Source organism: Methylacidiphilum infernorum V4 (assembly GCF_000019665.1).
In the GTDB taxonomy this organism is placed as follows: Bacteria; Verrucomicrobiota; Verrucomicrobiia; order Methylacidiphilales; family Methylacidiphilaceae; genus Methylacidiphilum; species Methylacidiphilum infernorum.
Map to the genome: position 1 here is coordinate 408324 of NC_010794.1, position 23648 is coordinate 431971.

General features: G+C 43.2%; 24 protein-coding genes and 1 tRNA gene. 9 read left to right on the plus strand and 16 right to left on the minus strand.

Going from position 1 to position 23648, the window contains the following annotated elements:
• Positions 1-20 precede the first annotated feature (20 nt).
• Positions 21-1364: a TldD/PmbA family protein gene (locus MINF_RS01805; protein WP_012462743.1), complete on the minus strand. Its 1344-nt coding sequence runs from the start codon at positions 1362-1364 to the stop codon at positions 21-23.
• A complete protein-coding gene (locus MINF_RS01810) occupies positions 1361-2884 on the minus strand; it encodes a TldD/PmbA family protein (protein ID WP_048810045.1) in 1524 nt (507 codons plus the stop codon). The genes MINF_RS01805 and MINF_RS01810 overlap by 4 nt, the downstream gene beginning before the upstream one ends.
• Positions 2885-3055: 171 nt before the next feature.
• Between MINF_RS01810 and MINF_RS01815 the strand changes: the two genes are divergently transcribed.
• Positions 3056-4297, plus strand: a complete 1242-nt coding sequence (locus MINF_RS01815; protein ID WP_012462745.1) for a M20 family metallopeptidase — start codon at positions 3056-3058, stop codon at positions 4295-4297.
• 48 nt (positions 4298-4345) lie between these two features.
• Here MINF_RS01815 and MINF_RS01820 read toward each other — a convergent pair.
• From MINF_RS01820 to MINF_RS01835, 3 genes are all read right to left on the minus strand, one after another.
• Positions 4346-4419, minus strand: a tRNA-Arg gene (locus tag MINF_RS01820).
• Between the two features lie 53 nt (positions 4420-4472).
• Positions 4473-5012 (minus strand): ferritin, encoded by a 540-nt coding sequence (locus MINF_RS01825; RefSeq protein ID WP_238523520.1) that lies wholly within the window; start codon positions 5010-5012, stop codon positions 4473-4475.
• Between the two features lie 350 nt (positions 5013-5362).
• Positions 5363-6127 carry a ParA family protein gene (locus MINF_RS01835; protein ID WP_012462748.1) on the minus strand — a complete coding sequence of 255 codons (765 nt, stop codon included), beginning with the start codon at positions 6125-6127 and terminating at the stop codon, positions 5363-5365.
• Positions 6128-6302: 175 nt separating this feature from the next.
• On the opposite strand from MINF_RS01835, the gene MINF_RS01840 reads away from it, so the two are divergent.
• From MINF_RS01840 to MINF_RS01855, 4 genes are all read left to right on the plus strand, one after another.
• Positions 6303-7241 (plus strand): ABC transporter ATP-binding protein, encoded by a 939-nt coding sequence (locus MINF_RS01840; RefSeq protein WP_012462749.1) that lies wholly within the window; start codon positions 6303-6305, stop codon positions 7239-7241.
• Between the two features lie 79 nt (positions 7242-7320).
• Positions 7321-8070: an ABC transporter permease gene (locus tag MINF_RS01845; RefSeq protein WP_048810423.1), complete on the plus strand. Its 750-nt coding sequence runs from the start codon at positions 7321-7323 to the stop codon at positions 8068-8070.
• Between the two features lie 112 nt (positions 8071-8182).
• The gene (locus tag MINF_RS01850) at positions 8183-9589 is read left to right on the plus strand and encodes a GldG family protein (protein ID WP_238523521.1); all 1407 of its coding nucleotides are present in this window, start codon (positions 8183-8185) and stop codon (positions 9587-9589) included.
• 18 nt (positions 9590-9607) lie between these two features.
• Positions 9608-11401, plus strand: coding sequence for a DUF4340 domain-containing protein (locus tag MINF_RS01855; protein WP_012462752.1), 1794 nt, complete (start codon positions 9608-9610; stop codon positions 11399-11401).
• Positions 11402-11403: 2 nt separating this feature from the next.
• Here the strand turns inward: MINF_RS01855 and MINF_RS01860 are convergent, their stop codons facing one another.
• Positions 11404-11979 (minus strand): DUF2062 domain-containing protein, encoded by a 576-nt coding sequence (locus MINF_RS01860; RefSeq protein ID WP_148205086.1) that lies wholly within the window; start codon positions 11977-11979, stop codon positions 11404-11406.
• A gap of 76 nt (positions 11980-12055) precedes the next feature.
• On the minus strand, positions 12056-12670 hold the full coding sequence (locus tag MINF_RS01865; protein ID WP_048810047.1) for a TetR/AcrR family transcriptional regulator: 615 nt from the start codon (positions 12668-12670) through the stop codon (positions 12056-12058).
• 95 nt (positions 12671-12765) lie between these two features.
• Here MINF_RS01865 and MINF_RS01870 point away from each other — a divergent pair, with 95 nt between their 5' ends.
• From MINF_RS01870 to MINF_RS01880, 3 genes are all read left to right on the plus strand, one after another.
• Positions 12766-13809, plus strand: coding sequence for an HlyD family secretion protein (locus tag MINF_RS01870; protein WP_012462755.1), 1044 nt, complete (start codon positions 12766-12768; stop codon positions 13807-13809).
• Positions 13810-14139: 330 nt separating this feature from the next.
• Positions 14140-15948: an ArnT family glycosyltransferase gene (locus tag MINF_RS01875; RefSeq protein WP_012462757.1), complete on the plus strand. Its 1809-nt coding sequence runs from the start codon at positions 14140-14142 to the stop codon at positions 15946-15948.
• Positions 15949-15957: 9 nt separating this feature from the next.
• On the plus strand, positions 15958-16140 hold the full coding sequence (locus MINF_RS01880) for a hypothetical protein (protein ID WP_012462758.1): 183 nt from the start codon (positions 15958-15960) through the stop codon (positions 16138-16140).
• A 24-nt stretch (positions 16141-16164) separates the two neighbouring features.
• On the opposite strand, the gene MINF_RS01885 is transcribed toward MINF_RS01880, so the two are convergent.
• Entirely contained in the window at positions 16165-16611 is a 447-nt protein-coding gene (locus MINF_RS01885) for an NUDIX domain-containing protein (RefSeq protein ID WP_012462759.1), read from the minus strand.
• Positions 16612-17192: 581 nt separating this feature from the next.
• On the minus strand, positions 17193-17327 hold the full coding sequence (locus MINF_RS11785) for a hypothetical protein (protein WP_274377017.1): 135 nt from the start codon (positions 17325-17327) through the stop codon (positions 17193-17195).
• A 238-nt stretch (positions 17328-17565) separates the two neighbouring features.
• Here MINF_RS11785 and MINF_RS01905 point away from each other — a divergent pair, with 238 nt between their 5' ends.
• On the plus strand, positions 17566-18036 hold the full coding sequence (locus MINF_RS01905) for a hypothetical protein (RefSeq protein ID WP_187146958.1): 471 nt from the start codon (positions 17566-17568) through the stop codon (positions 18034-18036).
• A gap of 5 nt (positions 18037-18041) precedes the next feature.
• On the opposite strand, the gene coaD is transcribed toward MINF_RS01905, so the two are convergent.
• The 7 genes from coaD to MINF_RS01940 all read right to left on the minus strand — a co-directional run bounded on the left by coaD (position 18042) and on the right by MINF_RS01940 (position 23630).
• Positions 18042-18563: a pantetheine-phosphate adenylyltransferase gene (gene coaD, locus MINF_RS01910; RefSeq protein ID WP_012462765.1), complete on the minus strand. Its 522-nt coding sequence runs from the start codon at positions 18561-18563 to the stop codon at positions 18042-18044.
• Positions 18560-19825, minus strand: a complete 1266-nt coding sequence (gene murA, locus MINF_RS01915) for a UDP-N-acetylglucosamine 1-carboxyvinyltransferase (RefSeq protein WP_012462766.1) — start codon at positions 19823-19825, stop codon at positions 18560-18562. Before murA ends, coaD begins: the two co-directional genes overlap by 4 nt.
• Positions 19806-20645, minus strand: a complete 840-nt coding sequence (gene prmC, locus MINF_RS01920; protein ID WP_012462767.1) for a peptide chain release factor N(5)-glutamine methyltransferase — start codon at positions 20643-20645, stop codon at positions 19806-19808. Before prmC ends, murA begins: the two co-directional genes overlap by 20 nt.
• Positions 20620-21753, minus strand: a complete 1134-nt coding sequence (prfA, locus tag MINF_RS01925) for a peptide chain release factor 1 (protein ID WP_012462768.1) — start codon at positions 21751-21753, stop codon at positions 20620-20622. The genes prmC and prfA overlap by 26 nt, the downstream gene beginning before the upstream one ends.
• Positions 21754-21817: 64 nt before the next feature.
• Positions 21818-22060 carry a 50S ribosomal protein L31 gene (gene rpmE / locus MINF_RS01930; protein ID WP_012462769.1) on the minus strand — a complete coding sequence of 81 codons (243 nt, stop codon included), beginning with the start codon at positions 22058-22060 and terminating at the stop codon, positions 21818-21820.
• Positions 22061-22092: 32 nt separating this feature from the next.
• Positions 22093-23337: a beta-ketoacyl-ACP synthase II gene (fabF, locus tag MINF_RS01935; RefSeq protein ID WP_012462770.1), complete on the minus strand. Its 1245-nt coding sequence runs from the start codon at positions 23335-23337 to the stop codon at positions 22093-22095.
• Between the two features lie 38 nt (positions 23338-23375).
• Positions 23376-23630, minus strand: coding sequence for an acyl carrier protein (locus tag MINF_RS01940; protein WP_048810425.1), 255 nt, complete (start codon positions 23628-23630; stop codon positions 23376-23378).
• Positions 23631-23648: the final 18 nt, after the last annotated feature.

Sequence of the window (23648 nt, forward strand, 5' to 3'; positions counted from 1 at the left end):
TAGACGATTGATCGGGCTTTTTAGACGGCTTCTGAGAGAGAGGAAAAATTAAAGTCTTTGACTAACAGGGGAGGGACAAGGGCGGGTATTTCGTCTATTTCGCTTCCTACCGCCGAAAGAGGCTTGCCCATAGCGATAACATTTTGGAGCATTTTTACAGGACTTTGGTTGAATCGAAAATTGTTTACCGCCCTACTGATTTTCCCTTTTTCGATTAAAAACGTTCCGTCTCGAGTAAGACCTGTGAAAATAAGGGATTGAGGGTCAGCCTCTCTGATGTACCAAAGCCTTGTAATCAAAACGGCTTTATCTATATCCCGGATCATTTCTTCAAGGGAAGCCGAGCTTCCCCCCATGATGATGTTGGAAGGTTCAGCAAGGGGTTGTTTGTTTTTCTTTTTTGCCCAAAACCTGGAGTAAATGAGATTGGTAAGAACCCCGTTCTGCACCCATGGAGTATTGAAACAGGGAACACCTTCTGAAGAAAATATTGCTCCCGGGACCCTTGGATCAGAAGGATTAGAAATGAGGGTTACATTTCGAGAAAATAAAAGTTCGCCGATGCGATTTCCTCCACCCGGCTTGGAAAAAACACTCCTTCCCTCATCCGCTGCACGGCCGTCCATAGAGAACAACATGAGACCGACAAGATCGGCGACTGCCGAAGGTTCAAGGAGAACGGTATACGGGGCCGGACTGAGGGTAGCTTTTTCCCTGCTCAAAATGGCCTTATTTAGGGCAGACTCGAGGAGTTGCTCAGGATGGATATCCGAAAGCTGGAAGCCAATTGCTCCCGCCCACCCCGAACCTTGACCATCATCGGTTCTTGCCGTAAGGGTGAGTTGAAGATTGGCTACTTTTTGATAGCCAAAAAGACCGTTGGAATCGGCAATAGCTGTAAAATATTTTTGCCATTTTGCATAACAGCTTATGTCTATACGGGAGGATTTTTCTTGGGAAAGGACATCGAAAGTGCGGGAAAGAATCCTGCCCAGGTCTTCCAGGGAGAGATTCCCCATGGCTTCAGAGTAAGAACAGCTCTGAAGATAGGTTTGTGGTCCAAGAGGGGGAAGGAATTCAGGATCAGGAGGAGCAACTTTTGCAAGCATTTCGCAATGCCTTAACCCTTGCTCGATCTCCTTTTGCCCAAGTTGATTTAATGTATAGCTGGCGGTTCTGTTCCCAAATGCCGAGTTTAGCGTTAATTTCAAAGATTTTTCCGTCCCATTGGTGTTTAGGCAATTTTTGCTTATGCGGATATTTGTGGCCTCTGCACCCCTTATTTCCACAAACAAGCTTTCCGCTTTCGATAGAGAAAGGATCGCACCTAAAAGATCTTTTGATTCGGGCTCGGAAAGAATCATGAAAGCAAATGAATATTCAGGACATTGATATTTCTAAACCTGGCAGGGACAGCACCATGCGAAACCGGGGCTGATTGGGAAGGTTCTCCTTTGCCGCAAAAAAGGGTTCCGCAAAGCCTATATTCGTCCTTGCCGCAAAGGCCATCGCAGGATTTCCAAAAAGAAAGGGTATTTCCTTGATACACCACGTCTCGAAGCATTTGCCCAATTTTACCTTTTTTTATCTCGTAAAAAAGTTGTCCTCCAAATTGGAAATTGTATCTTTGCTGGTCAATGCTCCAGCTCCCATCCCCGATAATATAGATACCCTCCTCCACACCAGAGATAAGATCTTCCAACCGCTCATTGCTATCGCTTGGAACAAGAGAAATATTGGGCATGCGTTGGATGGGGAAATAATTATAGCTTTGAGCATAACTACACCCATTGGATCTCTCTTTTCCAATCCAATGAGCTTGTCCTATGGACATCTGGAAGTTTTTAAGTATCCCCTTTTCGATGATAAAGAAATCCGCCCAGCTTGATGGTAGGCCGTCATCGTCGTATCCAACGGTCGCCAATCCTCCGGGTTGAGAGCGGTCGGCTCTTATCGAAACAATGGGGCTTGCGAAATCAAACTTATCCAATTGATCAGGTTTTAGAAACGAGGTTCCGGCGTAGTTGGCTTCAAGTCCCATAATTCTATCCAGCTCTGTGGAATGGCCTATGGTTTCATGAATGGTCAACCAAAGGTTGGTTGGGTGGATAACAAGATCTTTTTTACCGGGACTGACGGGTTTAGCCAGCAGTTTTTCTTTTGCTTGACTTGTGGCTTCCTCAACCTCTGTTAAAAAAGCTTTTTTATCGATGACTTCCATGCCCCCGGATTTCGGAGCTTCCAAACTTGCCCGGGATTCGAATCTCCCTTCTTTTTTATCCACCACCGTAACGATAAACTTCGGATAGGTTCTTAAAAATGTTTGTTCTATCCAGGAACCCAAGGAGGAAGCATAAATTTTTAATTCTTTATGAAACAACAGGTAAGATCGGCAGAAATGAGCACCCGCTTTTAATGCTTGATCATTGATTTCAAGTAAAAGAGAGGATTTTTCTTCAACAGGTAACTGGAATGGATCAACAAGGACTTTTTGATGCCAAGATCCTTGTATCGAGGGAATATTTTCCAGCTCTACCCTCCTGGGATTGAACTTAAGGCAATGTTTGGCTAATTCAATGGCTTGTCTTGTTTTTTCGGCAGCCTCCTTGGGATCAAGAACATTTGAAGAAGCAAAGCCCCATGTTCCATTGAAAAGGACCCTTATGCCCATGCCGGATTCAAAGCTCCCGGCTAATTCCTCGATCCTATGTTCCCTGGCCAAGATCCTTTCCTTTTGAACCCAGTTTATCCGGATATCGCAGAATTGACAGCCATAGAGCCTAGCCGTATGCAGCGCATTTTCGGCAATAACCGCGGCCAACCTTTTACTCTGCTCTCTTTCCCAGAACTCGGGTAAAAGGGGAGCAGGGAATACAGAGGACATTTTTAAAGTAAATAAACTCCCTACAAGTCTTTTAATAAAATTTCTTCGATCGCAGTTCAATTGAGCTTTAGCCTATAAAAGCACAATTAAAGAGGATTTTCAAATGAAAATTGGTTACGGGCAAAGATCTTGCTTGTTTGCATCCCATGAGCAATCTATAATTTAATTTTTATGCCCAAGGGTTCTACTGAATGGATTTCAAAAAACCGGGAAAAGTTGTTTTCCCTTCTCGAAAGTCTTGTTCGTATTCCGACCATCAACCCTCCCGGAGAAAAATATTTAGAGATAGTGGAGTTTTTGGATGCGGAGTTCCGGCGCTTGGGATTGGAAACGCAGATTATCCAAGTACCCGAGGAGACGGTCAAAAAGCAGTTGGGATCGGCTTCTTATCCCCGGTATAATTTTATTGCCCGGTGGAACCTTCGAGCTGAAAAAACTGTTTTGTTTAATTCTCATTTTGATGTAGTGCCCGTATCCGGAAAATGGAAGCATGATCCCTTCGGAGGGCAACGAGATGAAAAGTGGATATACGGTAGAGGCTCTGTGGATATGAAAGGCCCCCTGGCAGCCAGCATTTTTGCCTTGCAAGCCATCAAAGAATTAAAAATCGATCCCGTTTTTAACGTGGAATATGCCCTTGTTGCGGATGAAGAAATCGGAGGGGAGTTGGGTTCGGGTTATATCGTTAAAAATAAGCTTGTTAACCCAGATTTCGTTATCGTTTGTGAGGGAGGCTTAGGGAAAAAGATAGGCGTAGGGCATAATGGAATAATCCAGCTGAATGTCACCGTTATAGGCCGAGCGTCTCACACGGCTTACCAGGATAAAGCCTTAAACTCTTTTCTAGAAGCGGTCAACCTGGTTAGCTTTCTGGAGGGATTTTTTAAAAAGACGATGGGAGAAGCAAAAAGGGTATTTGTTTCTCCATCCAGGGAAAAACTCAAACCCATCGTCAATATCGGGGGAGTGGTTTCCTCTGGCCCTGGAGCGAAAATCAACATTGTTTCCTCGGAAACTTCTTTTACCATCGACAGGAGACTGACTCCCTCGGAGAATCTGCAGGAAGTGGAGGAAGAGATCAGGGAAGCGATTGAAAAATGGTCGAAAAAGAGAAGAACAAAGGTGAGGATAGAAGTTATTCACAGGACAGAACCCTGTGCCATTGGTTGCGATTCTGACTTTACAAGGGCTTTCAAACAAGCCGTAGAAAAAATAAAGGGGAAAAAGGCGGTCTTTACCATAAGCAGAGGGGCCACGGATATGCATTTTTTCGTCAAGGGGCAAAAATGCCAAGCCGTTGGGTATGGCGTGGATGGCGAAGATATCCATGCCATTGAAGAAAGGGTTTCTATAGATGATCTTGTGAAAACTGCCCAGGTTTATGCAGAGTTCCTTTGCTCGCCCCGTCCTTGAGTCGCTACTTGGGATCATCGACAGGGGGGGATGGCGGTATTCAGACCATGCATCCGTTGGGACTTGAACCCAAAACCTTCGGCTCCGGAGGCCGACGCTCTGTCCAGTTGAGCTACGGATGCAGTTTTAGATGGGATTGAAGCAATGAGGACGAGATAAAAAAAGCAAAAAGGGATCAGTCACTGCTTTCACCCATGGAAAGCTCTTTGGGAAATTCTTTGTTTTTGGAAAGGCCTTTTCGGGCCAAGTAATCTTCTACAAGCATAATCTGCTCTTTTCCTGCACGTTGGACCATTTTTAAAAGCTGGTCCATGAGTGTAACCTCTTCAAGTTGTTCCTTGACAAACCATTGCAAAAAGTTATCGGAGGTAAAATCCCTTTCTTCTTTTGCCAGCCTGACTAGATCATGAATTTCCTTGGTTACATTGATTTCTCTTTCGAGAGACAACTTGATGGCCGACTCAGGGTCTTTGAAAGAAGAATCGGCTGGAGGAATGGGGGGAATACTCACCGCTACATCGTTATCAACCAAAAAACGGATGAATTTCAGGCCGTGTTGTCTTTCTTCATCGGCTTGGTTGAAAAAAAAGGCGGCAAGTTCTGGCAGAGCTTCTATTTCGAAATAAGAACCGATGGCCAGGTACAATACAAAGGCTTGAAATTCACTGCCGATCTGTTTGTATAAAAAGGGAACGATTTTTTGACTTATGATCATAGTTAACATGTAATGAAATTAAGATAAAACAAAAGAAAAATCCTTTTTCTTTTATCATTTACCTGCTCAACAGCAAAGTGGATTACCCTCTTTTTGGGCAGCAAGAAAGGACGGCGGCAGCGCGGAAAGAAGAGCTCTTTTGTTTTCCCTTCTTGGGGAAGCTTGTGGGTTTCTAAAGCCGGGACCGAAAGTGGCCGGTTGGCATGAGCTTACCTTTGAGCTGAATTGAACTCTAGCCACGGTACAGTTCGGCCTTCCGAAAGGCTTCCTTGGAGTGCCGTTTAGTATTGAAGAGGAAAACGGCAACACCCAGCGAACTTCAAAAAAACTCCGCTTGGAGGATAGAAACATCATTTTAGCTTTTCGAGGAATTCCAATGTAAATTTTCTATAACTGACACACCCCGTGCTGGAGGGATCGTAAAGGGTAATGGGCTTACCGTAGCTTGGTGCCTCTGCCAACCGCACCGTTCTTGGAATAATGGTATTGAAAACAAGATCGGGAATATGCTTGCGGACGTCTTCGACTACCTGTTGGCATAAGTTCGTCCGGCTATCATACATAGTCAAAAGAATGCCTAGGATGCTTGGGGGAAAAGGGACGAATTTTTTAAGATTCTCTAGGAGCCTAAACATCTTGGCCAGTCCTTCCAAGGCATAATACTCGCATTGGATTGGAATAATGAGCCAATCCGCCGCAACCATCGAATTGACCATGAGCAAACCAAGAGCGGGAGGACAATCAAGAATGACATACTGATAGGAAGTGTTCGCCAGGGAGTGTCTGAAGAGTTTTCTAAAAAGGGAGAACGAATCCGGCCCTTCTGAAGTTTCATTTTCCCAATTCGCAAGTTCCAAATTCGACGGAATCAGTTCCAAGTTCATGTAGGGAGTAGAGATAATTTGCTCTTGTAGCTTTTTTTCTCCTGTTAAAACAGGATAAAGGCTCTTACCTGAATCGATTGAAAAGCCAACGCCACTGGTCGCATTGGATTGTGGATCTACATCAACGAGGAGAGTTGAAAATCCTTTTTCAGCAAGACAGGCGGAAAGATTGATCGCCGTTGTGGTTTTCCCCACTCCGCCCTTCTGGTTTGCAATCGAAATAAATTTCATGGGTAAGGGGTATTTGACCCTAAATAAAGAAAACTAAATTAACATTTTGATCATTTTGAGTTAAAATAAAAGTCCAATATTTTCGCTCTCCCCTTTCCTGCTGTTGAGGATTAAAGTAGAACCGTGGAGAGACTTGACATTTTTTGTAATGTTTTAATATTAAAATCTCTTTTTCATGATAAAGGTAGATAATCTTGTTAAAACTTATTCGGGTTATACAGCCCTCAATGGGATAAGTTTTGAAGTTAAAAAAGGGGAAATCGTGGGATTCCTGGGCCCTAATGGGGCTGGGAAAACGACGACGATGCGTATCCTGTCCTGTTATCTCCCTCCCACAAGTGGAAAAGTTGAAGTTGCCGGTTTCGATGTTCTTCAAAAACCAATTGAAATCAAAAAAAGGGTGGGATATATGCCCGAAAACGTCCCCCTTTACACGGATTTAAGGGTCAGCGAATATTTAAAATACAGGGCTAAACTTAAAGGAATAAGAGGAGGGCAGGTTAAAGAAAGAGTTCAATCGGTCCTCAAGCTTTGTCATATTGAAGAGGTCTCTTCAAGCATCATAGGAAATTTGTCCAAAGGGTATCGGCAGAGAGTAGGGCTAGCCGATGCCCTGATCCATGATCCCGATCTTTTAATTTTAGATGAACCCACGATAGGCCTAGACCCTAACCAGATTCGCTCTGTTAGAGAATTGATTCGCAATTTAGGCCAACGCCACACGATTATTCTTTCATCCCATATTTTAAGCGAGGTTGAAGCCGTATGCAGCCGTGTTTTAATTATAAACAAAGGGAAGATCGAGGCGGCGGATACTCCAGAAAACCTTTCTAAACTTGTTCGAGGCGGCAGCGTTGGAGCGATACGCTTGGAGCTCTCCTGTAAGCCTTCAATAGCTAAAGAAGCATTTGAACTTATTGAGGAAGTGGAGGAAGCGGAAGTTTTAGAAGAATACCCGGGTGGCTGGACGGTCATTCAGATTTGGCCAAAACCGGGTAACGATATCCGGGATAGGATTTTCGATGTGGTACAGAAAAAGGGATGGCGACTCAGAGAGATGTCGAGAGTAAAGGCAACCTTGGAAGATATCTTTGTGGAGTTGACACAGGATTAAAAATTTTCTGTTCTTTACTATTAGATATTTTGTTTAAAATAACTTTTTTGAAGATCTAGTTTATGATTGAGGAATGGCTATGGCTTTTATGACTTTGTTTCAAAGGGAAATTAAAAGTTTTTTTGTATCACCTATAGCCTATATTCTTCTCTTTTCTTGTTCTTTGATTAATGGAGCCAGCTTTGTATTCTGGCTCAATTATATAACCATCAATAATATCAAGGAATTTACCCTCTTGCAGGCTTGTTTGAATGCCTTTTTTTTCTGGTTTTTGCTCCTAGTTCAGGTTCCCGTTTTAACGATGAGGTCTTTTTCAGAAGAATACAAGTTAGGAACTATCGAGATGATCCTGACGGCTCCGGTAAGAGAGTGGGAATTGGTGTTGTCGAAGTTTTTTGGATCGTTCTGTTTTTTTGCCGTTCTTTGGTTACCGATGATTTTATACCTGGGAGTTCTCCGTATAGTTTACGGGCATTCCTTGGGAATGAGTGTAGGTATGATCGTCATGCCCTTTTTAATGTTATTTCTTATCGGAATGTTTTTTATATCTATTGGTATTTTTATCTCTTCGCTTACAAAAAACCAGATTGTTGCGGCCATTCTTTCCTTTGCTTTGATTTTTCTTATTTTTTCGTTAAGTTTCTTAATCTATCTTGGAGTTGGAGGGCAAACACGGGAGATGATCTCATACCTCTCTTTTTTAGACCAAATGGATACCTTTTCCCGTGGTATTTTCGACTCCAGACCCGTGGTATTGTTGCTTTCAGCCACATTCTTATTCTTGTTTCTAACCGAGAGGATCTTGGAATGGAGACGGTTGAGAGAGTAATTCAAAGAAAGGAACGGCTCGTGGACATGAGAAGGCGCCTATGAAGGGAGTAAGAGTTTCTCATCCTTTAAGATTTCAACTTAGAATCAATAATATACTTACTATCCTATTAATGTTTGCGATTGTATGGATGGTGAATTACTTGGGATACAAGTATTACTATCGCAAAGATTTTTCAAAGGGAGGATTGTATACTCTTTCATCCAAAACAATTAATGTTTTGAAGTCTCTTCCGGAACCTGTAAAAATAATCGTAAGTTTAACCAATTCAAAACTACAATCAGATATCGATACCCTACTGAAAGAATATAAATACTATGGAGGCAATAAAATAATTATAGAACACATAGATCCTGCATTAAACCTTGAGAAAGCGGAGGCCTTGGCCAAGAGGTTAAAATTTGATCTTCAAGAAAATGTGGTGATTTTTGAATACAAGAATTTTCATAAGTTTGTCAGTGATAGTCAACTTGTAGAATATGATAATTCGGTGGCTATGTTAGGGCAATCTCCTCCAATTAAGGCTTTTAAAGGAGAACAACAGTTTACTGCAGCCATATTGTCCGTAGTGGAGGGCAAACCTGCAAAGGTCTATTTTCTTACTGGTCATGGTGAGCGAAGCATCGATAACTATACTCAGCCTGGGGGTTATGGAATTATCGCAAACCAGATTAGAAAGGAAAACATGGAGCCTCTCAACCTCAACATACTTGAGAGTGGTTCTATACCTGATGATGCTTCGGTTCTTGTTATTGCGGGTCCCAAAAATCCCCTTTCTTCTCCTGAAATTCAAGCTATAAACCGGTTCTTGGACGCCAAGGGGAAACTGATTGTTCTTGAAGGAGCTAATTCAAATTCGGGATTGGAGTCCGTTCTTTCGAATTATGGCATAGTTTTTCAAAATGATAAAGTCGTTGCCATCGGCAGACTCATCGGAGGAATCGGAGGAGAAATGATCATCGATAAAGCTGCGGGGACGCATTTTGCCGATCACCCCGCGGTAAAAGCGATGATCGGATATACTTTGCAACTCCCCGATTGCCGCTCAATCAGTTTGGCAAGCGAAGCATCCAACCCTAATGTTAAAAAAGTTACGGCTCTTGTGAAGACCCCGGAAGGGTTTTGGGGAGAAACAAATTGGAAGCAGGAAGAAAAACCTAAATACGATCCCGGAGTAGACATTGCAGGGCCTTTAATCCTTGCGGCTGTATATGATGGCGGTGAGGTGCCCGGAAAGGAGGGGATTCATGTTTATGGTACAAGGATTGCCGCGGTGGGTTCCTCGGCATTCCTGGCCAATCAATATATCAAGCCAGACGGCGTTGACTTTTTCATCAACTTGCTCAATTGGATGCTTCAAAAAGAGATGGCATTGGGCATTGCACCGAAATCGATTCAAGATTTCGGATTGAGTGTCCCTGCCTCACAAAGACAAACAGTTGCCATGATCTGTCTGGTTACAGTTCCCTTTGCTTTTTTAATACTTGGTGTTGGAATGTATTTTTCAAGGAGAAGATGATCCAAACCTCTAGAAAAAATGAAAAATTTTCGCTCTACCCTGGTTCTTTTTATTATTGCCGCTTTGCTTATCGGCTATATCTCCTTGTTTGATAAGAAAATAAAGTCAACGGAGGAAAGACAGAGAACCGAGAATGAACTTTTTCACGTGGAAGCAAGCGACATCAATTGGCTGCAAATCAAGTCGCAATCGGAAACGGTGGTACTGGAGAAAAAGGATAACCAGTGGAAAATTACCTCTCCGATACACGTGGATGCCGATGAACGAACAATTGATCGCTATTTAGTTGATCTTCAGTACCTGGAAATACGGAGAGAAATTCCTCAAACGGAGCTTCCCAAGGAGGATATTCTAAAACAATGGGGGTTCTCTAATCCCTCCCTTGAGATCAGTTTTAAGACTTCCAAGGGAAAATATGATTTAATCGTTGGGAGAAAGACCGCCGTTAGCGAGTTGGTTTATGCTAGGACTTCTCTCGGATCGAATGCACCGGTTTATTTGATCAGTTCTAGTATTGCGGATTCTTTAAAGAAGGGATTGGATGATTTACGGAGCCGTGTGGTTTTTCATTTCAATCCGTTTTCTGTAGAAAAGTGTGGAATCAGGCAGATGAGCGGTCCATCCTTTTCGGATTATGCCGTGTTGAAGAAAGGCAAACAGTGGGAGATTCAAAAACCGGTTTTGGCCAGGGCGGATAGCACAAAATTAGAACAGTGGTTCAACGACCTTCTTTCTTTGCGCATCGATAAGTTTGTTTCGGATGACGGATCGAATCTTAATCAATACGGCTTAGACAGTCCAAGGTACCAGATATGGGTGGGGCAGTCGGGGAAAAAAGATGAAGATAAACTTTTAGTTGGAAATAGCCTTTCTTCGAATTCAAAACAGGTCTATGCAAAAATGGCGGCAAACAATTCTGTTTTCATCCTTGAAACGGATATGATCAATCGGCTTGTCCAAAATTTTTTAGATATAAGGGATAGGCACGTATTCCCTGCGTTTAGTGAAGAGCAGGTTGATAAAATAGGGTTCCAGGGTAAGAACTTGAAATTGTTTTATATTAAAAAAGGCGGCGATTGGCAGAGCGAGGAAACAGAAAAGGGATTGGCTAACAAAACTAAGATTAAAGATTTTATAGAAACATTGCGCAACCTGGAATCTCAAGAAATCAAGCAAGAGCAGATGGAGATCAAAGTCTATGGATTAGACAATCCTGAAGAGAAAATAGAAATCGAGTTCAATCCCGGGATAACCATGGATAAGGGGCAAAAAGTTGAGCTTTACCTGGGAAAAGTTGAAAATGGGCTCATTTATGCCAAGAATTCCATCGAACCCTTCGTCTATACTCTTAAAGAAGAATTTACGAAAAGTCTCCCGAAGACGCCTTGGGATTGGAAAGATTTATCGGTTATGCAATTAGATCCCCAAGAAATTACTCAATGGGATGTCTCCTCAGCCTTGCAATCCTTTTCCGTCAAAAGAAAAGAGGGCAAATTGATAGCTACGGGGATGGCCGATACGGACGAAGAAAAGCTAAAAGACGGTCTTGAATACCTGTCCCATCTCAAAGCGGTAAGATGGATCGGTCCCCAGGGAACGGAGTTATCAAAACCCCAGGTAAAAATAACCGTTCATGCCAAGAAAAATTATATTCTTCTTATTGGACCTTCTTTGCCTTCGGGAGGAAGAATGGCCTTGATAGAGGGAAATCCTTTAGCCTTTGAGTTGGAGGAGTCCATTTTTAGAGTCCTTACCTCGCCGCAAAAAAATCCGAGCACTTTACAGGAAGCAAAGCCTCAAGCCTTGAGATAACTTCAAGATTTTGAGTTTGTTGGCGTTAGATCCTGGTTGAGTTCTTCTTCAATTTTCTGTTTGTCTTGGTATTTTTTTATGCTTTTAAAGATTACGAAATAGGAGACCAATGCAGCAGGCAACCCGATCACCAAAGAGCCGATGAACATCGGCCATCCTATATGATAGAGTTCTTGCCAACTTATTAATTGTCTTAGTTCAAGATGTTGAAGTTTGGGTAAAATCTTTTTGAACTGGTGGGCATCTGTTCCAAGGAGTATTAAACCGATTTTATACTCCAGCCACATGAGACCCGGAACAAAAGGTAAAATGATGTCGTGAGCGGCAACCCCTATGGCTGCAGCTACTTTGCTGACACGTGTGAGCCAAGCTGATAAGATGGCCAAGATAGTTTTAAATCCCCAAAAGGGGGTAAATCCATAAAAGACGCCTATCGCAAAACCCAAAGCAATGGAATGGGCCGAAACGGGCAATTTTCGAAGAGCCCTATGGCTTTTCTCGAAATGATGGGTAACGAAGGAAAAAAAATTCTTTTTTTTAATTTGTTGCTCTGGAATAGTCTGAGAAGATTTTTCCATATTAAATAGCTTATAGCAACCAGGGTGGGTAGGGAAGAGACAAAGGTTAACCCTATAGAGAAAAAAAAGCAATATTTTAATTTTCCCCTTGGACTACACCGTTAAGAAATATTTCAATGAAATTATCAATGACCGCGGTTTCGTCGACCTGGCGGTCATCCAATTCGAAAAGGGTGTTGGTGACGAGGTAATGCGAAATTATTCCAATGAAAGCAATGGAGATGAGGTAAGGATTTAATCTCTTGAAAATATTTCTTTCGATCAACTGGGAGACGTAACCCTCGAGTTTCTTGCGAATTTCCAAGACAAAGCAGTCGCAGAACATTTTCGATAATTCGTGATGTTCGAGAGCACTGTAGTAAAGGAGTCGAAGAAAATCGGGGTCGTTTTTAACAGAGCTGAAAAGCTGTAGGGCGATATTTTTTAAAAATTGAGGGATACTTTCGGGATCGTGCTCGGGATTAGCCAGATTTTCAGTCAAGGAACTTAACTCTTCTATTTTTAATCTTATGATCTCTAAGTAGAGATCTTTTTTTGTTGGATAATACCGGTAGATTAACGCCTCATTAACGTGGGCGTATTGGGCTATCATTCGGGTGGTCGTTCCCTCAAAACCATTCTGGGCAAAAAGCTTTTTTGCAGCCGTTAATATCTTTTGTTTTCCTATGGGGAATTCTCGAACGTTATCCATTGACAAGTTTATTCAGATAAGTAAGTAATCACATACTGATTTCGGTCAAACATTTATTTAAAATAATTTAAAAAGCTCGATTCGAAAAGAAAATAATGGACTATAGACTCTTAAACAGGTTGAAAAGCCCAGCCTATAAAGGCCTCACCGCTACCCTGACCGAGGAACAGGAAAAGAAAGAGGGCGAAAGAATCGAATCGGTTCATGCCAAGACAGGGGGATCGCAAACCGGCTTGGGGATGCTATCTTCGTTTTTGTTTGGCTTGATTGGGGCGTTAATTTTTTTCCTGCTTTATTTTGTTTATACTTACTTTTCCTCCTACGAAACCACCGATGATGCTTTTATTGCCGGACACATCATTCGGATTTCTCCCAAGGTTGCCGGGCATGTCGTAGGTTATTACATCGATGACAACATGGACGTGAAGAAGGGTCAGCTTTTAATTGAGATTGACCCCAGGGATTATCAATCCCGGGTTGCTCTAGCCCAAGCCAATAGGGACTTGGCTGAAACGGAATGGAAAAGAATGAAAGAAATCCTTAGGTCTTCAGCCGTTTCCCAGCTTCAGGTTGATGCGGCCTGGGCTATCAAGTTGTCCACCGAAGCTTATCTGCGGCTAAACGAGCTCCAGTTGGGATATACCCGGATTTATGCTCCAGAAGATGGAAGAATAACAATGAGAACCGTTGAAAAGGGGCAGTATGTTGAAGTAGGTCAAACCCTTTTTGATATTGTTCCGCCCGAACTCTGGGTTGTTGCCAATTATAAAGAAACCCAGATCACGTATATGAGGCCGGGTCAACCCGTAACAATTCGCATAGATGCCTATCCTCACCGCCGATACAAGGGTCATATTGACAGCATACAGAGGGGAAGTGGGGCGCAATTTAGTCTTTTGCCTCCAGAAAATGCAACGGGTAATTATGTAAAAGTCGTCCAAAGAGTCCCCGTTAAGATCTTGTTTGATGAGCCTCTCAATAAAGAGGAAATCGTGGGTCCGGGTTTTTCAGTGGTACCCACGGTCGAAGTAAGAAAGTTTCGCTTGGATGTTTTCTGGTCTTTGGCCCTATTGCTTATCGGTTTTGGAGCAGGGCTGCTTGTTGGCTTGATCCGTAAGCTCAAAAAGAAAGAGCAGTAGATAAGGAAGCCGAGTCTTTTTCTCTTAAGCGTGGTCATTTCTCTTGAATTCTCTTTCCCATAAACTTAGAAAGGATGCATAGCCGGTTCTAAAAAATCAAAAAAAGGGAGGAATGCTTGCGATTATTCTCTTTAAAGCAAAGGGAGAAACCCTGGTTTTGCTTTCTTGCCGGTCGAGGGATTTTTATTCTTTAGACGGAGCAAATGAGTATTGCAATTCTTTATGAAATTTTTCATTGTATTGAGCCGTTCCTACAATGACATAATCGAAATTTAGATTTGGGGTGAAAGACAGGATAAGGGGTGCTGTTTAAAATGGAGCAAAAAGATAATGTGGTTTTTTCGGTTTAATAAGGTCAACGAAGAAGAAATAGAACAAAGTTCTTTATCCCTTTTAAAATTATCCGCTTTTCCTTCATTTCCTTTAGCCTCTCTCTTTTTCCTATTGGTTCTTACTTTTTTTTATATTGAAGAAAGCCGTGGCCCGGTCATTTTCGATGACAACGAAGGATTATATGCGGGCGCGGCTAGAGAAATGCTGCAGAAAAATGATTGGATTTTGCCCACTGTAAACGGAATTCCTCGTCTCCAAAAACCCCCTTTGGTTTATTGGTGCATTCTTATATCCTACAAGATCTTCGGCATTAACGAATTTGCAGCCCGGCTTCCCGAAGCCCTGGCCACGGTTCTCTGGATAATGGGTGTCTATTTTCTTGGATGCGCGATGGGAGGGGAAAAGATCGGTCTTTTAGCCAGCTTGATGCTGGGAACGGCATTTGGTTTTTATATTTTTACCCACATTTTAATGCCTGAACCCTTCTTTTCCGCTGCTGTAACCTACGCCCTTCTTTTTATCTATTTAGGATTAAGGGAGGATAAGAGGAGCTATTTTCTTTTAGCTTGGCTCGTGATGGCCTTAGGGTCCCTGGCTAAGGGGCTCCACGCTACTTTATATCCTCTTTTAAGTAGCGGATTGGCCGTTTTGTTTTTCCCAAGGACGAGGAAAAGATGGATAAAGTTGTTTTGGTGGCCTGGAATTATTCTTTTTTTACTGGTTTTGATTCCCTGGTATGTGATTATCGAGTGGCGGCTTCCCGGTTTTCTTCACGAACATTTTTTGAATGAACAATGGGGCCATGCTCTTAACCACAGGAATCCGCCGGATGCGGGAACTGTCCCTATAGCGCAGTTTTATTTTGAGCATCTCATTTTTCTGCTTCCTTGGACCTTGTTCCTTGGAACCCTATGGGAGCTGAAAGATAAAGCCTCGCTGAATTGGCAAAATGCATTGCTTTTCAGTTGGATCATCACCACTTTTTTGTCTGTAACCTTTTCTTCCCTTCAAGACTACTATGCGATGAGTTGCTGGGGGGCGATTGCCTTGATTCTTGCAATGCCCTTTTGTATCGAGGACAAAGGGAAAAGAACACCTCTTTATTTTACCCTTCCCTCTGTTGTTATTGTTTTTCTAGGCTTAAGCGGCATTTTGATTGCTCTACTCATTGATCACAGCGCGGAATTTCACCCCATTTGGGCAAAACCCTTAGAGAAGAGAGATACCTTTTTGTCTGCCATTTTCGGGTTTTCTTTTAGTACTTGGAAAAATTTTGTTCCTTTGTTGTATCGGGCCTCTTTGAGTTTTTTCGTCGGTGGGATTGTAGCCTACCTATTTTTTTCAAGAAAAGAGAGGTTCCTGGCCGGGGTCTTCTTAGCCCTTACCATGATCTATCCGCTGCACCAGGCCGGACAAGGGTTTAGCCTCTTAAGCGATTATTTTTCTTCAATGAAGTTAGCTCAAAAGATCAATGGCTTCGTGGCAAAGGATGACATCGTGATTTCCGACAGCGAGCCTAATTTTGCTTCGGGATTATTTTTTTATTTAAACCATTCTCCTATTCTTTGGGTTCATGCAAACTCCAAGGCTGAATTCGCCCAAAGAATTCTCAACCAGGGAAAGGAATATTATATAACCGAGAGCGATGTTGAAAATTACTGGAAAAGTAGCAAAAAGGTTTTCTTGATTACCGAAGAGGTGTCCTTGTCTTATTGGGCTCGCCTTTTTAAAATGGATCCCTCTACCCTCGTTCCCATTGAAAAAAGTGGAACTCGAGTGTTGCTCGTGAACCAAAGGGTCCGTTAAATTATACCCATGATTTCCCAAGAAGAGTTTAATAGAGCCCTGGAATTGTTTGAAGAGGAAGATCAGCAATGGAAAGAGCTTTACGAGAAGATGTCCTATTCTCAAAAAGTACAATTTAGCTTGGCCGTCGAAGACAAATGGACTAACAGGGTTCCCGGGGAAGAAAGGCTGGAGGATGATCCTGAAGATTAACCTTTCCGTGGTTTTGCCTTCCTTTTAACCCTTTTTGTATTTCTCTCTGTCCAATGAGGGGGAGATCAACGAATGGGCCCATTCGAGTATAGGGATGAGATGAGGAGGGAGCAGTTTTTTGGCTTCTTCGTAATTTGCCCAGCGCCATTCGTGATGTTCAGGTTTTCCCAATTCAGGGCTTGGGAGAAGGGTAGGCTCTCCTTCTTTTAATTGGGCGATGAAAAATTTGCCTATTTTCCCTTTCGAATAGATCTCTGTTTCTTTTGAGATAGGGCCGAAAGGAAATTCAACTTTTTGCAAATTCGTTTCTTCCCTAGTTTCTCGAAGTGCGGTCTCTAAGTCGGTCTCCCCGTTTTGGACCGTACCCTTGGGAAAATCCCAATTTCTGTAAGCTCTTAGAATAAGGTAGAAGGGCTGGTTGTTTATTTCCTTATAAATGATCAATCCAGCCGATCGGGTGATTTTTTTCATCTTCTCTTGCCCGTGGGAGGTTCAATCCTTCAAATCTATCATGCCTTATCTTTTCTATTTATGAAACCGAAAGATGGGATAAAAAACCTGGCTAAAAGAACAATGTGCTTGGACAGCTTCAAATAAAGATTTCTTGCCAAAAGGTTAGGGGCTTAAAAAAACCGTTGTCATGTTCTTCCATCACCCCCGCGAGCAAATCAACCCTTCTTTGCGATTCCGGTGCATCTTTCTCTTGCTTGCAGCTTCCATCTTGACCTACCCGGAGACGGCCGCTGCGCTTGCAAAATAGCTTACGCTCGGTGAAAAACCAGGGGAATTGTACAACAAAAGCCATTGATAACTTTGAAAGGGATTGAAATGGGCCCATTTTTACGGGAGGAGAGCTAACTTCTAAAGTTGCCTGCCTGGCCGGAGCTGTTGTTGAAAGGAATGTTGCAAGGATGCTCGACTCGATTCGCCTTGCCTCGGCCCTTGGCCTAAAGGAGCATTTCGGTATACAGGTTTTCTTCGTTTCCGTCGACAACCGCCTTAACAAGGCCGCTTTTTCGGAAGGAAAAGGAAGTCGTAGGCACATCCCTTCTCTAAAGGATCACAGGAGAAAGGCCATGGCTATTTTGTAAAACACTCTTTTTGTTGTCTTCCATAGAAAATGCTCTTCTTCCCTGGGGCATTTCCGGCAACTTTCCCGATTCTACCAAGAGGATTGTCAAAGCCATCGTTTTCTTGGTAAATAATCCGGATAGGTTGGTTATTTTCTTTTGTTGGAAAGTAGAGATATCCTCAATGCTAAAATCGATAAATTCAGAAAGAAAAATAGGATAGGTTATCGGTTAGTTGTGAGTTATGACTGCACAACCAAAAACAACGTTGTTTTTCGCCTCCAGAAAAAAGAACGTAAACCTAAAAAGCAAGAACTTTCTATTTTCTTTTTTACTAAAAGCCCATGGGAGGTATTTGCTTCCCACTGTTGTTGTGCTTTCCCCGATTGTTCTGTTCTCTCAAACTGCACCTATTCCTCAAGTAAAAGATTTGCCTCCTTTTCACCTGTCCAGGGAATCTCCCCCGGCTCAACCTATACCTGAACTGAAGGTTCCGATAGAAAAATTTTTTAATCAAATGCTCCAAGGGGATATCCAGAGAGCATTCCAGGAACTTTTGGTTAATAGCCGGCTGGCTTCCCGCCACGAAAACATCAACATGCTCATCGATAAAACAAGCCAGGCGATGTCTTACTATGGGAAAGCGGATTCTTTTGAAATCTACGATTCAAAATCCTATGGGAGCCGTCTTTACGTGATTACTTATTTGTTAAATCTTGAATTGCAACCGCTGCGCTGGAGATTTGTCTATTATAAACCCGATAAGGTATGGAAACTCATTGATATCAGGGTGGATGATTCTCTCGAGGACTTAATCAGTAAATAGGCTTGTTATCGCGGCCTGGAAATGGCAACGGGATTAGAATTTCTTTTGCCGATTTTTTGCTTTAGGGCCTCCATGACCACTGTAGGAACGAAGGCGGATATTTCTCCTCCCAATCGACTTATTTCTTTGACCAGAGAGGAACTCAGGTAAATATGGTTGTCTTCGGGCATGAGAAAAAGCGTCTCGATTTCAGGTTTCAGTCTCCTGTTCATTAAGGCGAGCTGAAATTCAGTCTCGAAGTCCGATACGGCGCGTAAACCTCGAATAATAGCGCAGCAGTTCAGCTCCTTTGCAAAATCAACCGTAAGGCCGGTATAGGGAAGGGCGATGGCATTAGAAAAGGAGAAGTGTTTTAATGTTCTTTCTACCAGCTCCATTCTTTCTTCCAGCTCAAACAAGGTTTCTTTTGGGGTTTGAGCGGCTACCCCGACGACGACTTCGTCAAAGAGGCGTGCCGCCTTAGAAATGACATCTACATGTCCCAGAGTAATTGGGTCGAAGGTTCCCGGATAAAGAACTCTTTTCATATTTTTGAATAAACCCTGGTAATGTTGGCTCCTACAGAGGACAATTTTTCATCAATTTTTTCGTATCCCCTGTCTATATGATAGACGCGATGAACTTCTGTGGTGTTTTCAGCTACCAGGCCTGCAAGGACGAGTGCCGCAGAAGCTCTAAGATCAGAGGCCATAACGGGGGCCCCACTTAACCGTTCTGTTCCGTGTATGAGGGCTTGGTTTTGTGAAAGCTCGATCATTGCTCCCAACCGCTTCAGTTCACTGATATGCATGAATCTGTTAGGAAATATATTTTCGACGATTTTGCTTGTTCCTTCGGCGACAGTGGCCATGGCACAAAATTGAGCCTGCATGTCGGTTGGGAAACCCGGGTAAGCCGCTGTTACAATTTCAAAAGCCCTCAGGGGACCGGATCGGGACACCCTTATGCCCTGGCTTTCTATTTCGATGCTTGCTCCGCAGTCTTTAAGCTTTTCGAGCACGCTTCCCATGTGCTCAACAGGGGCATGTTCAAGCAATAAATTGCCCTTTGTCATCGCCGCCGCAACGGCAAATGTTCCCGCCTCTATTCTATCGGTAATAATCGTATATTCACAACCATGAAGTTCTTTTACCCCTTCGATAATTAATTGTTGGGTGCCCATTCCGCTGATTTTAGCCCCCATTGAAGAGAGAAAATGAGCTAAATCTTCTACCTCGGGTTCGCAAGCAGCTCCTTCAATTATTGTCGTGCCTTCTGCCTGGCAGGCCGCCATCATGACATTATCCGTTCCAAGAACGGTCGAACCATATTTGCCTTTCAAATTGATCGAAGTTCCCCGGAGAATCCCCCCATGGGCCACGACATCTCCCTTGATAATTTCTATGTCGGCGCCAAGCTTTTGAAGCCCGGTGATATGCAGATCAATGGGCCTGTCTCCGATCACACATCCTCCGGGTAAAGAGACCCTGGCTTGCCCGCAACGAGCGATCAGCGGACCAAGAATGCAGATGGAAGCCCTCATTTTCCGAACCAAGTCATAAGGGGCGGTTGAGTGAACAATCTTGCTTTTTATCCTTACCGTCCCTTTTTCATAATGAACTTGAGCTCCAAGAAACTTGAGAATTTCAAGCATGTAGCGAATGTCGCTGAGATTGGGAACGCGATGAATTACGCATTCTTCGGGCGTCAACAAGGTTGCAGCCAGGATAGGCAAGGCTGAATTTTTTGAGCCGCTAATGGTAATCTTTCCTTCTAAAGGATTGCCCCCTTTAATAATGAATTTTTCCACAGTTTCTTCCTACTATAACTCTCTCCATTTGGGAAAGATCTTTTTTTACTTCGATGATCGAAAAGCCCTGTTCATGCAAAAATTGACTCACTTTTGAAAACTGCCCGTCTCCAATTTCAAGGATGCAGTAACGACATCGGTTCTTTGCCTGTCCTATGAATTTTTTAATGAGCTCTAATCCTTCTTTCCCGCCGTCCAAAGCTATAGCCGGTTCAAATTGTATTTCAGCAGAGAGTCGAGGGAGAGTTTCAGAGGGGATGTAAGGAAGATTAGCCACAATGAGTTCAAAAAAATCTAAAGGAGGATCGTTTAACAAATCATCCTTATAAAAGTAAAGATTGGCTAAATCTTTCCCGTTTTTCCTCGCCACTTCAAGGGCTTCCTCACTGATGTCAGATCCATAAAAGGACCGATCGGGAAACAATTTTGCCAGCGTAACGACTATGGCTCCACTTCCAGTCCCTACATCGAGAATTGGACCTGGGATTCTAGAAAGTAAATTTATAGCCGCTTCAACGACGTATTCCGTTTCCGGCCTGGGAATAAGGACTGCCGGGCTGACCAGGATTTTTCCCCCATAAAAGGGGCTAAAGCCAAGGATATAATCGAGAGGCTCTCCTGTAGCCCTTCTTTCAATCCTTTTCCATAGGAGATCGGCAACCTCTGCCTCGATCAAAAGGGAAGGCAGGATATATAAAGAAAGCCTGTCCACATTGAGGGTCGCTGAAAAGATCAGTTCACAAGAGCTCCTGGGAGATTCAATATTTTTCTCTTGCAGGTATTTTAAAGCTTTTTTAAACAATAAGCGGCTTTCCACCATCTTTCACCGGCTTGAGCTGGCAATCTTCCTCGGCAAGCTCGCGTGCTATCCGCAATTCCATTTCCTTCTGCATAAGCTGATCGACGATGGGATCGATGTCCCCATCCATAAAAGACTGCAAGTTATAGAGAGTAATCGGTATTCTATGATCGGTAACCCGTCCCTGGGGAAAGTTGTAGGTCCTAATTTTTTCCGTTCGTTCTCCACTCCCGATCATGCTCTTTCTTTCTTGAGCCCGTTTTTGAGCTTCTTCTTCCTGTTTCCTGGCAAGGAGCCTCGCCTTAAGGATTTTGAGGGCCTTTTCTTTGTTTTTTATTTGTGATCTTTCATCTTGACATCTTACCATGATTCCAGAGGGGATATGGAAAACCTGAACGGCGGAATCGGTAGTATTGACTCCTTGACCGCCTGGTCCACTGGCCCGGCATACTTCTATCCTTAAGTCTTCGGCTTTAATATCCAGTTCCACTTCTTCTGTCTCCAGGAGAACGGCCACCGTTGCCGTCGAAGTATGGATTCTTCCTTGGGATTCCGTGGCTGGAACCCTTTGTACCCTATGAACCCCACTTTCAAATTTCATTTTTCTGAAAGCCTCCTTGCCTTGAACGGTAAAGATCACTTCTTTTAATCCTCCCAGCTCACTCGGATTGAAATGAAGCAATTCCTGTTTCCATCCCTTTTTTTCGGCATACTTACTATACATCCTATATAAATCCGCCGCAAAAAGAGCGGCTTCTTCTCCCCCAGTCCCTGCCCGTATTTCGATGATTACGTTTTTTGAACTTTTGTTTTCTTCGGGAGGGAAAAGTGACCCTAGAATGGCCATGGTCAGTTCTTGTATTTTATTGCTGAGCCTGGTTATTTCTTGCTGGGCGAGCTCTTGGATCTCGGGGTCCACTGTCTCCTTTGCTAAGCTTTCTACGGAGGACTTGGCATTCTCGATTTGTTTCAATTCCCCATAGAGATCAAGGGTTTCCTTGAGCCGGGTATGCTCTTTGGCTATTTCGATGGTTTTGGACGGATCGGTATAAAGCTCTTCTTTAGAAAGTTCGGTTTGAAGCTTGTCGAACTTCTTTTGGATTTTCTCAATATACCGGTCTAATTGCATGAATCTAAGTTGGAAAGAAAATCAATCGAGGAAGAGACAAAAAGAAAAGAACTAAAAGAAGAATTTACTTTGTCTTCTTCTTTTTATTGGACGATTCTCCGATGAAAGAAATCTTACCGAAGCGTCGAGCAAATTTCTCGACCCTACCCGCCGTATCGACGAATTTTTGCTGTCCCGTAAACAAAGGATGGCAGGAAGCGCATATGCCAATTCGAATGGATGGCTTTGTTGATTTTGTCGTATAAACGGCACCACAAGCACAACTGATTGTTGTTTCTTGATAATTGGGATGAATATCCTTTTTCATTATGGGTTAGACAATATAGCTATATTTTCTGATCATTCAAATCTTTTTATAATTATACAGGCATTATGCCCTCCAAAACCAAAGGAATTGTTCATGGCTATCTTGACTTTTTGTTCACGAGCTACATTAGGAACATAATCGAGATCACACTGCGGATCGGGTTCTTCCAAGTTGATCGTTGGAGGAATGATTCCTTCTTCTATGGTTTTTATACAGGCTATCAGTTCCACCGCCCCCGCCGCCCCCAAAAGATGACCGGTCATCGACTTTGTTGAACTTATCGGTATGCGATAGGCATGTTTACCCAGCGCTTGCTTAATGGCCATGGTTTCGCATACATCTCCTGGAATAGTGCTCGTGGCGTGGGCATTAATATAGTTAATTTCTTCGGGATTAATTTGGGCTTTTTTTATGGCCATGACCATTGCGCGGGTTGCACCTTCTCCGGAAGGATCCGGAGCGGTAATATGATGAGCATCGGCCGAAAGGCCATATCCGATTATTTCCGCATGGATTGGTCCATTTCTCTTTTTAGCATGCTCCAGCTCTTCCAGGACAACGATCCCGGCCCCTTCACTCAAGACAAAACCGTCACGATTCTTGTCAAAAGGGCGAGAAGCTCTTTGAGGATCATTATTCCTGAGACTTAAAGCTTTCATGTTGGAAAATCCGGCAAGTCCTAAAGGAACAATGGATGCTTCAGAGCCGCCGGCGATGATGACGTCGGCATCCCCATCTTGAATCATGCGGTAGGCTTCACCAATAGAATGGGCTGCAGAAGCGCAAGCGGTGACGATCGCAAAATTAGGCCCTTTTAAATTATACTCAATGGCGATCATCCCAGATGCCATGTTGGAAATCATCATGGGAATCATGAGAGGGCTGCACCGAGAGGGCCCTTTGGTCAGAAGAATGGTATGTTGATCCTCCAAGGTCTTTAAACCGCCGATTCCTGAACTGACAATTACCCCCAGCCTAGAGCTATCTTCTCTATCGAAATCTAAACCGCTGCTTTCAATAGCCTCTTTACTGGCAGCCATGGCGAATTGAACAAAGCGGTCTGCCCTGCGGGCATCCTTGGGATTTTTGAAGTATTTCGCCGGATTGAAATTTCGAACCTCCCCTCCAAACTTGCAGTCGAAGTCACGTGTATCAAAAGCGGTAATTTCTCCAATCCCACTTTCCCCGTTGACGAGACTGTTCCAAAATTGCTGGACATTATTCCCGTTGGGACTCACTAACCCCATCCCACTGATGACCACTCGCCTTTTGCTCATAAACTCATCGACCGCTTTGTTGGCTTATGCCCAATCCCTTAACTTTCTTCTTCGAGGTTTTCTTCAATATATCGAATCACATCCCCAACGGTTTGCAACTTTTCTGCTTCTTCGTCCGGGACCTCGACGTTAAATTCTTCTTCAAAAGCCATGACGAGTTCTACGGTATCGAGAGAATCAGCGCCTAAATCCTCAATAAACCGTGCTTTTGGAGTAACCTGTTCAGGATTTACCCCTAACTGCTCAACAATAATGTTTTTTACTCTTTCTTCGATCGATTTTTTTTCTGCCATATTTTCCTCCAATATGAA

Excerpts from the sequence above, each read along its gene's own strand:
- MINF_RS01805 (WP_012462743.1), bottom strand. The coding sequence starts at position 1,364 with ATGATTCTTTCCGAGCCCGAATCAAAAGATCTTTTAGGTGCGATCCTT.
- MINF_RS01810 (WP_048810045.1), bottom strand. The coding sequence starts at position 2,884 with ATGTCCTCTGTATTCCCTGCTCCCCTTTTACCCGAGTTCTGGGAAAGA.
- MINF_RS01815 (WP_012462745.1), top strand. The coding sequence starts at position 3,056 with ATGCCCAAGGGTTCTACTGAATGGATTTCAAAAAACCGGGAAAAGTTG.
- MINF_RS01825 (WP_238523520.1), bottom strand. The coding sequence starts at position 5,012 with ATGATCATAAGTCAAAAAATCGTTCCCTTTTTATACAAACAGATCGGC.
- MINF_RS01835 (WP_012462748.1), bottom strand. The coding sequence starts at position 6,127 with ATGAAATTTATTTCGATTGCAAACCAGAAGGGCGGAGTGGGGAAAACC.
- MINF_RS01840 (WP_012462749.1), top strand. The coding sequence starts at position 6,303 with ATGATAAAGGTAGATAATCTTGTTAAAACTTATTCGGGTTATACAGCC.
- MINF_RS01845 (WP_048810423.1), top strand. The coding sequence starts at position 7,321 with ATGGCTTTTATGACTTTGTTTCAAAGGGAAATTAAAAGTTTTTTTGTA.
- MINF_RS01850 (WP_238523521.1), top strand. The coding sequence starts at position 8,183 with ATGTTTGCGATTGTATGGATGGTGAATTACTTGGGATACAAGTATTAC.
- MINF_RS01855 (WP_012462752.1), top strand. The coding sequence starts at position 9,608 with ATGAAAAATTTTCGCTCTACCCTGGTTCTTTTTATTATTGCCGCTTTG.
- MINF_RS01860 (WP_148205086.1), bottom strand. The coding sequence starts at position 11,979 with ATGGAAAAATCTTCTCAGACTATTCCAGAGCAACAAATTAAAAAAAAG.
- MINF_RS01865 (WP_048810047.1), bottom strand. The coding sequence starts at position 12,670 with ATGGATAACGTTCGAGAATTCCCCATAGGAAAACAAAAGATATTAACG.
- MINF_RS01870 (WP_012462755.1), top strand. The coding sequence starts at position 12,766 with ATGGACTATAGACTCTTAAACAGGTTGAAAAGCCCAGCCTATAAAGGC.
- MINF_RS01875 (WP_012462757.1), top strand. The coding sequence starts at position 14,140 with ATGTGGTTTTTTCGGTTTAATAAGGTCAACGAAGAAGAAATAGAACAA.
- MINF_RS01880 (WP_012462758.1), top strand. The coding sequence starts at position 15,958 with ATGATTTCCCAAGAAGAGTTTAATAGAGCCCTGGAATTGTTTGAAGAG.
- MINF_RS01885 (WP_012462759.1), bottom strand. The coding sequence starts at position 16,611 with ATGAAAAAAATCACCCGATCGGCTGGATTGATCATTTATAAGGAAATA.
- MINF_RS11785 (WP_274377017.1), bottom strand. The coding sequence starts at position 17,327 with ATGGCTTTGACAATCCTCTTGGTAGAATCGGGAAAGTTGCCGGAAATG.
- coaD (WP_012462765.1), bottom strand. The coding sequence starts at position 18,563 with ATGAAAAGAGTTCTTTATCCGGGAACCTTCGACCCAATTACTCTGGGA.
- prmC (WP_012462767.1), bottom strand. The coding sequence starts at position 20,645 with ATGGTGGAAAGCCGCTTATTGTTTAAAAAAGCTTTAAAATACCTGCAA.
- prfA (WP_012462768.1), bottom strand. The coding sequence starts at position 21,753 with ATGCAATTAGACCGGTATATTGAGAAAATCCAAAAGAAGTTCGACAAG.
- rpmE (WP_012462769.1), bottom strand. The coding sequence starts at position 22,060 with ATGAAAAAGGATATTCATCCCAATTATCAAGAAACAACAATCAGTTGT.
- fabF (WP_012462770.1), bottom strand. The coding sequence starts at position 23,337 with ATGAGCAAAAGGCGAGTGGTCATCAGTGGGATGGGGTTAGTGAGTCCC.
- MINF_RS01940 (WP_048810425.1), bottom strand. The coding sequence starts at position 23,630 with ATGGCAGAAAAAAAATCGATCGAAGAAAGAGTAAAAAACATTATTGTT.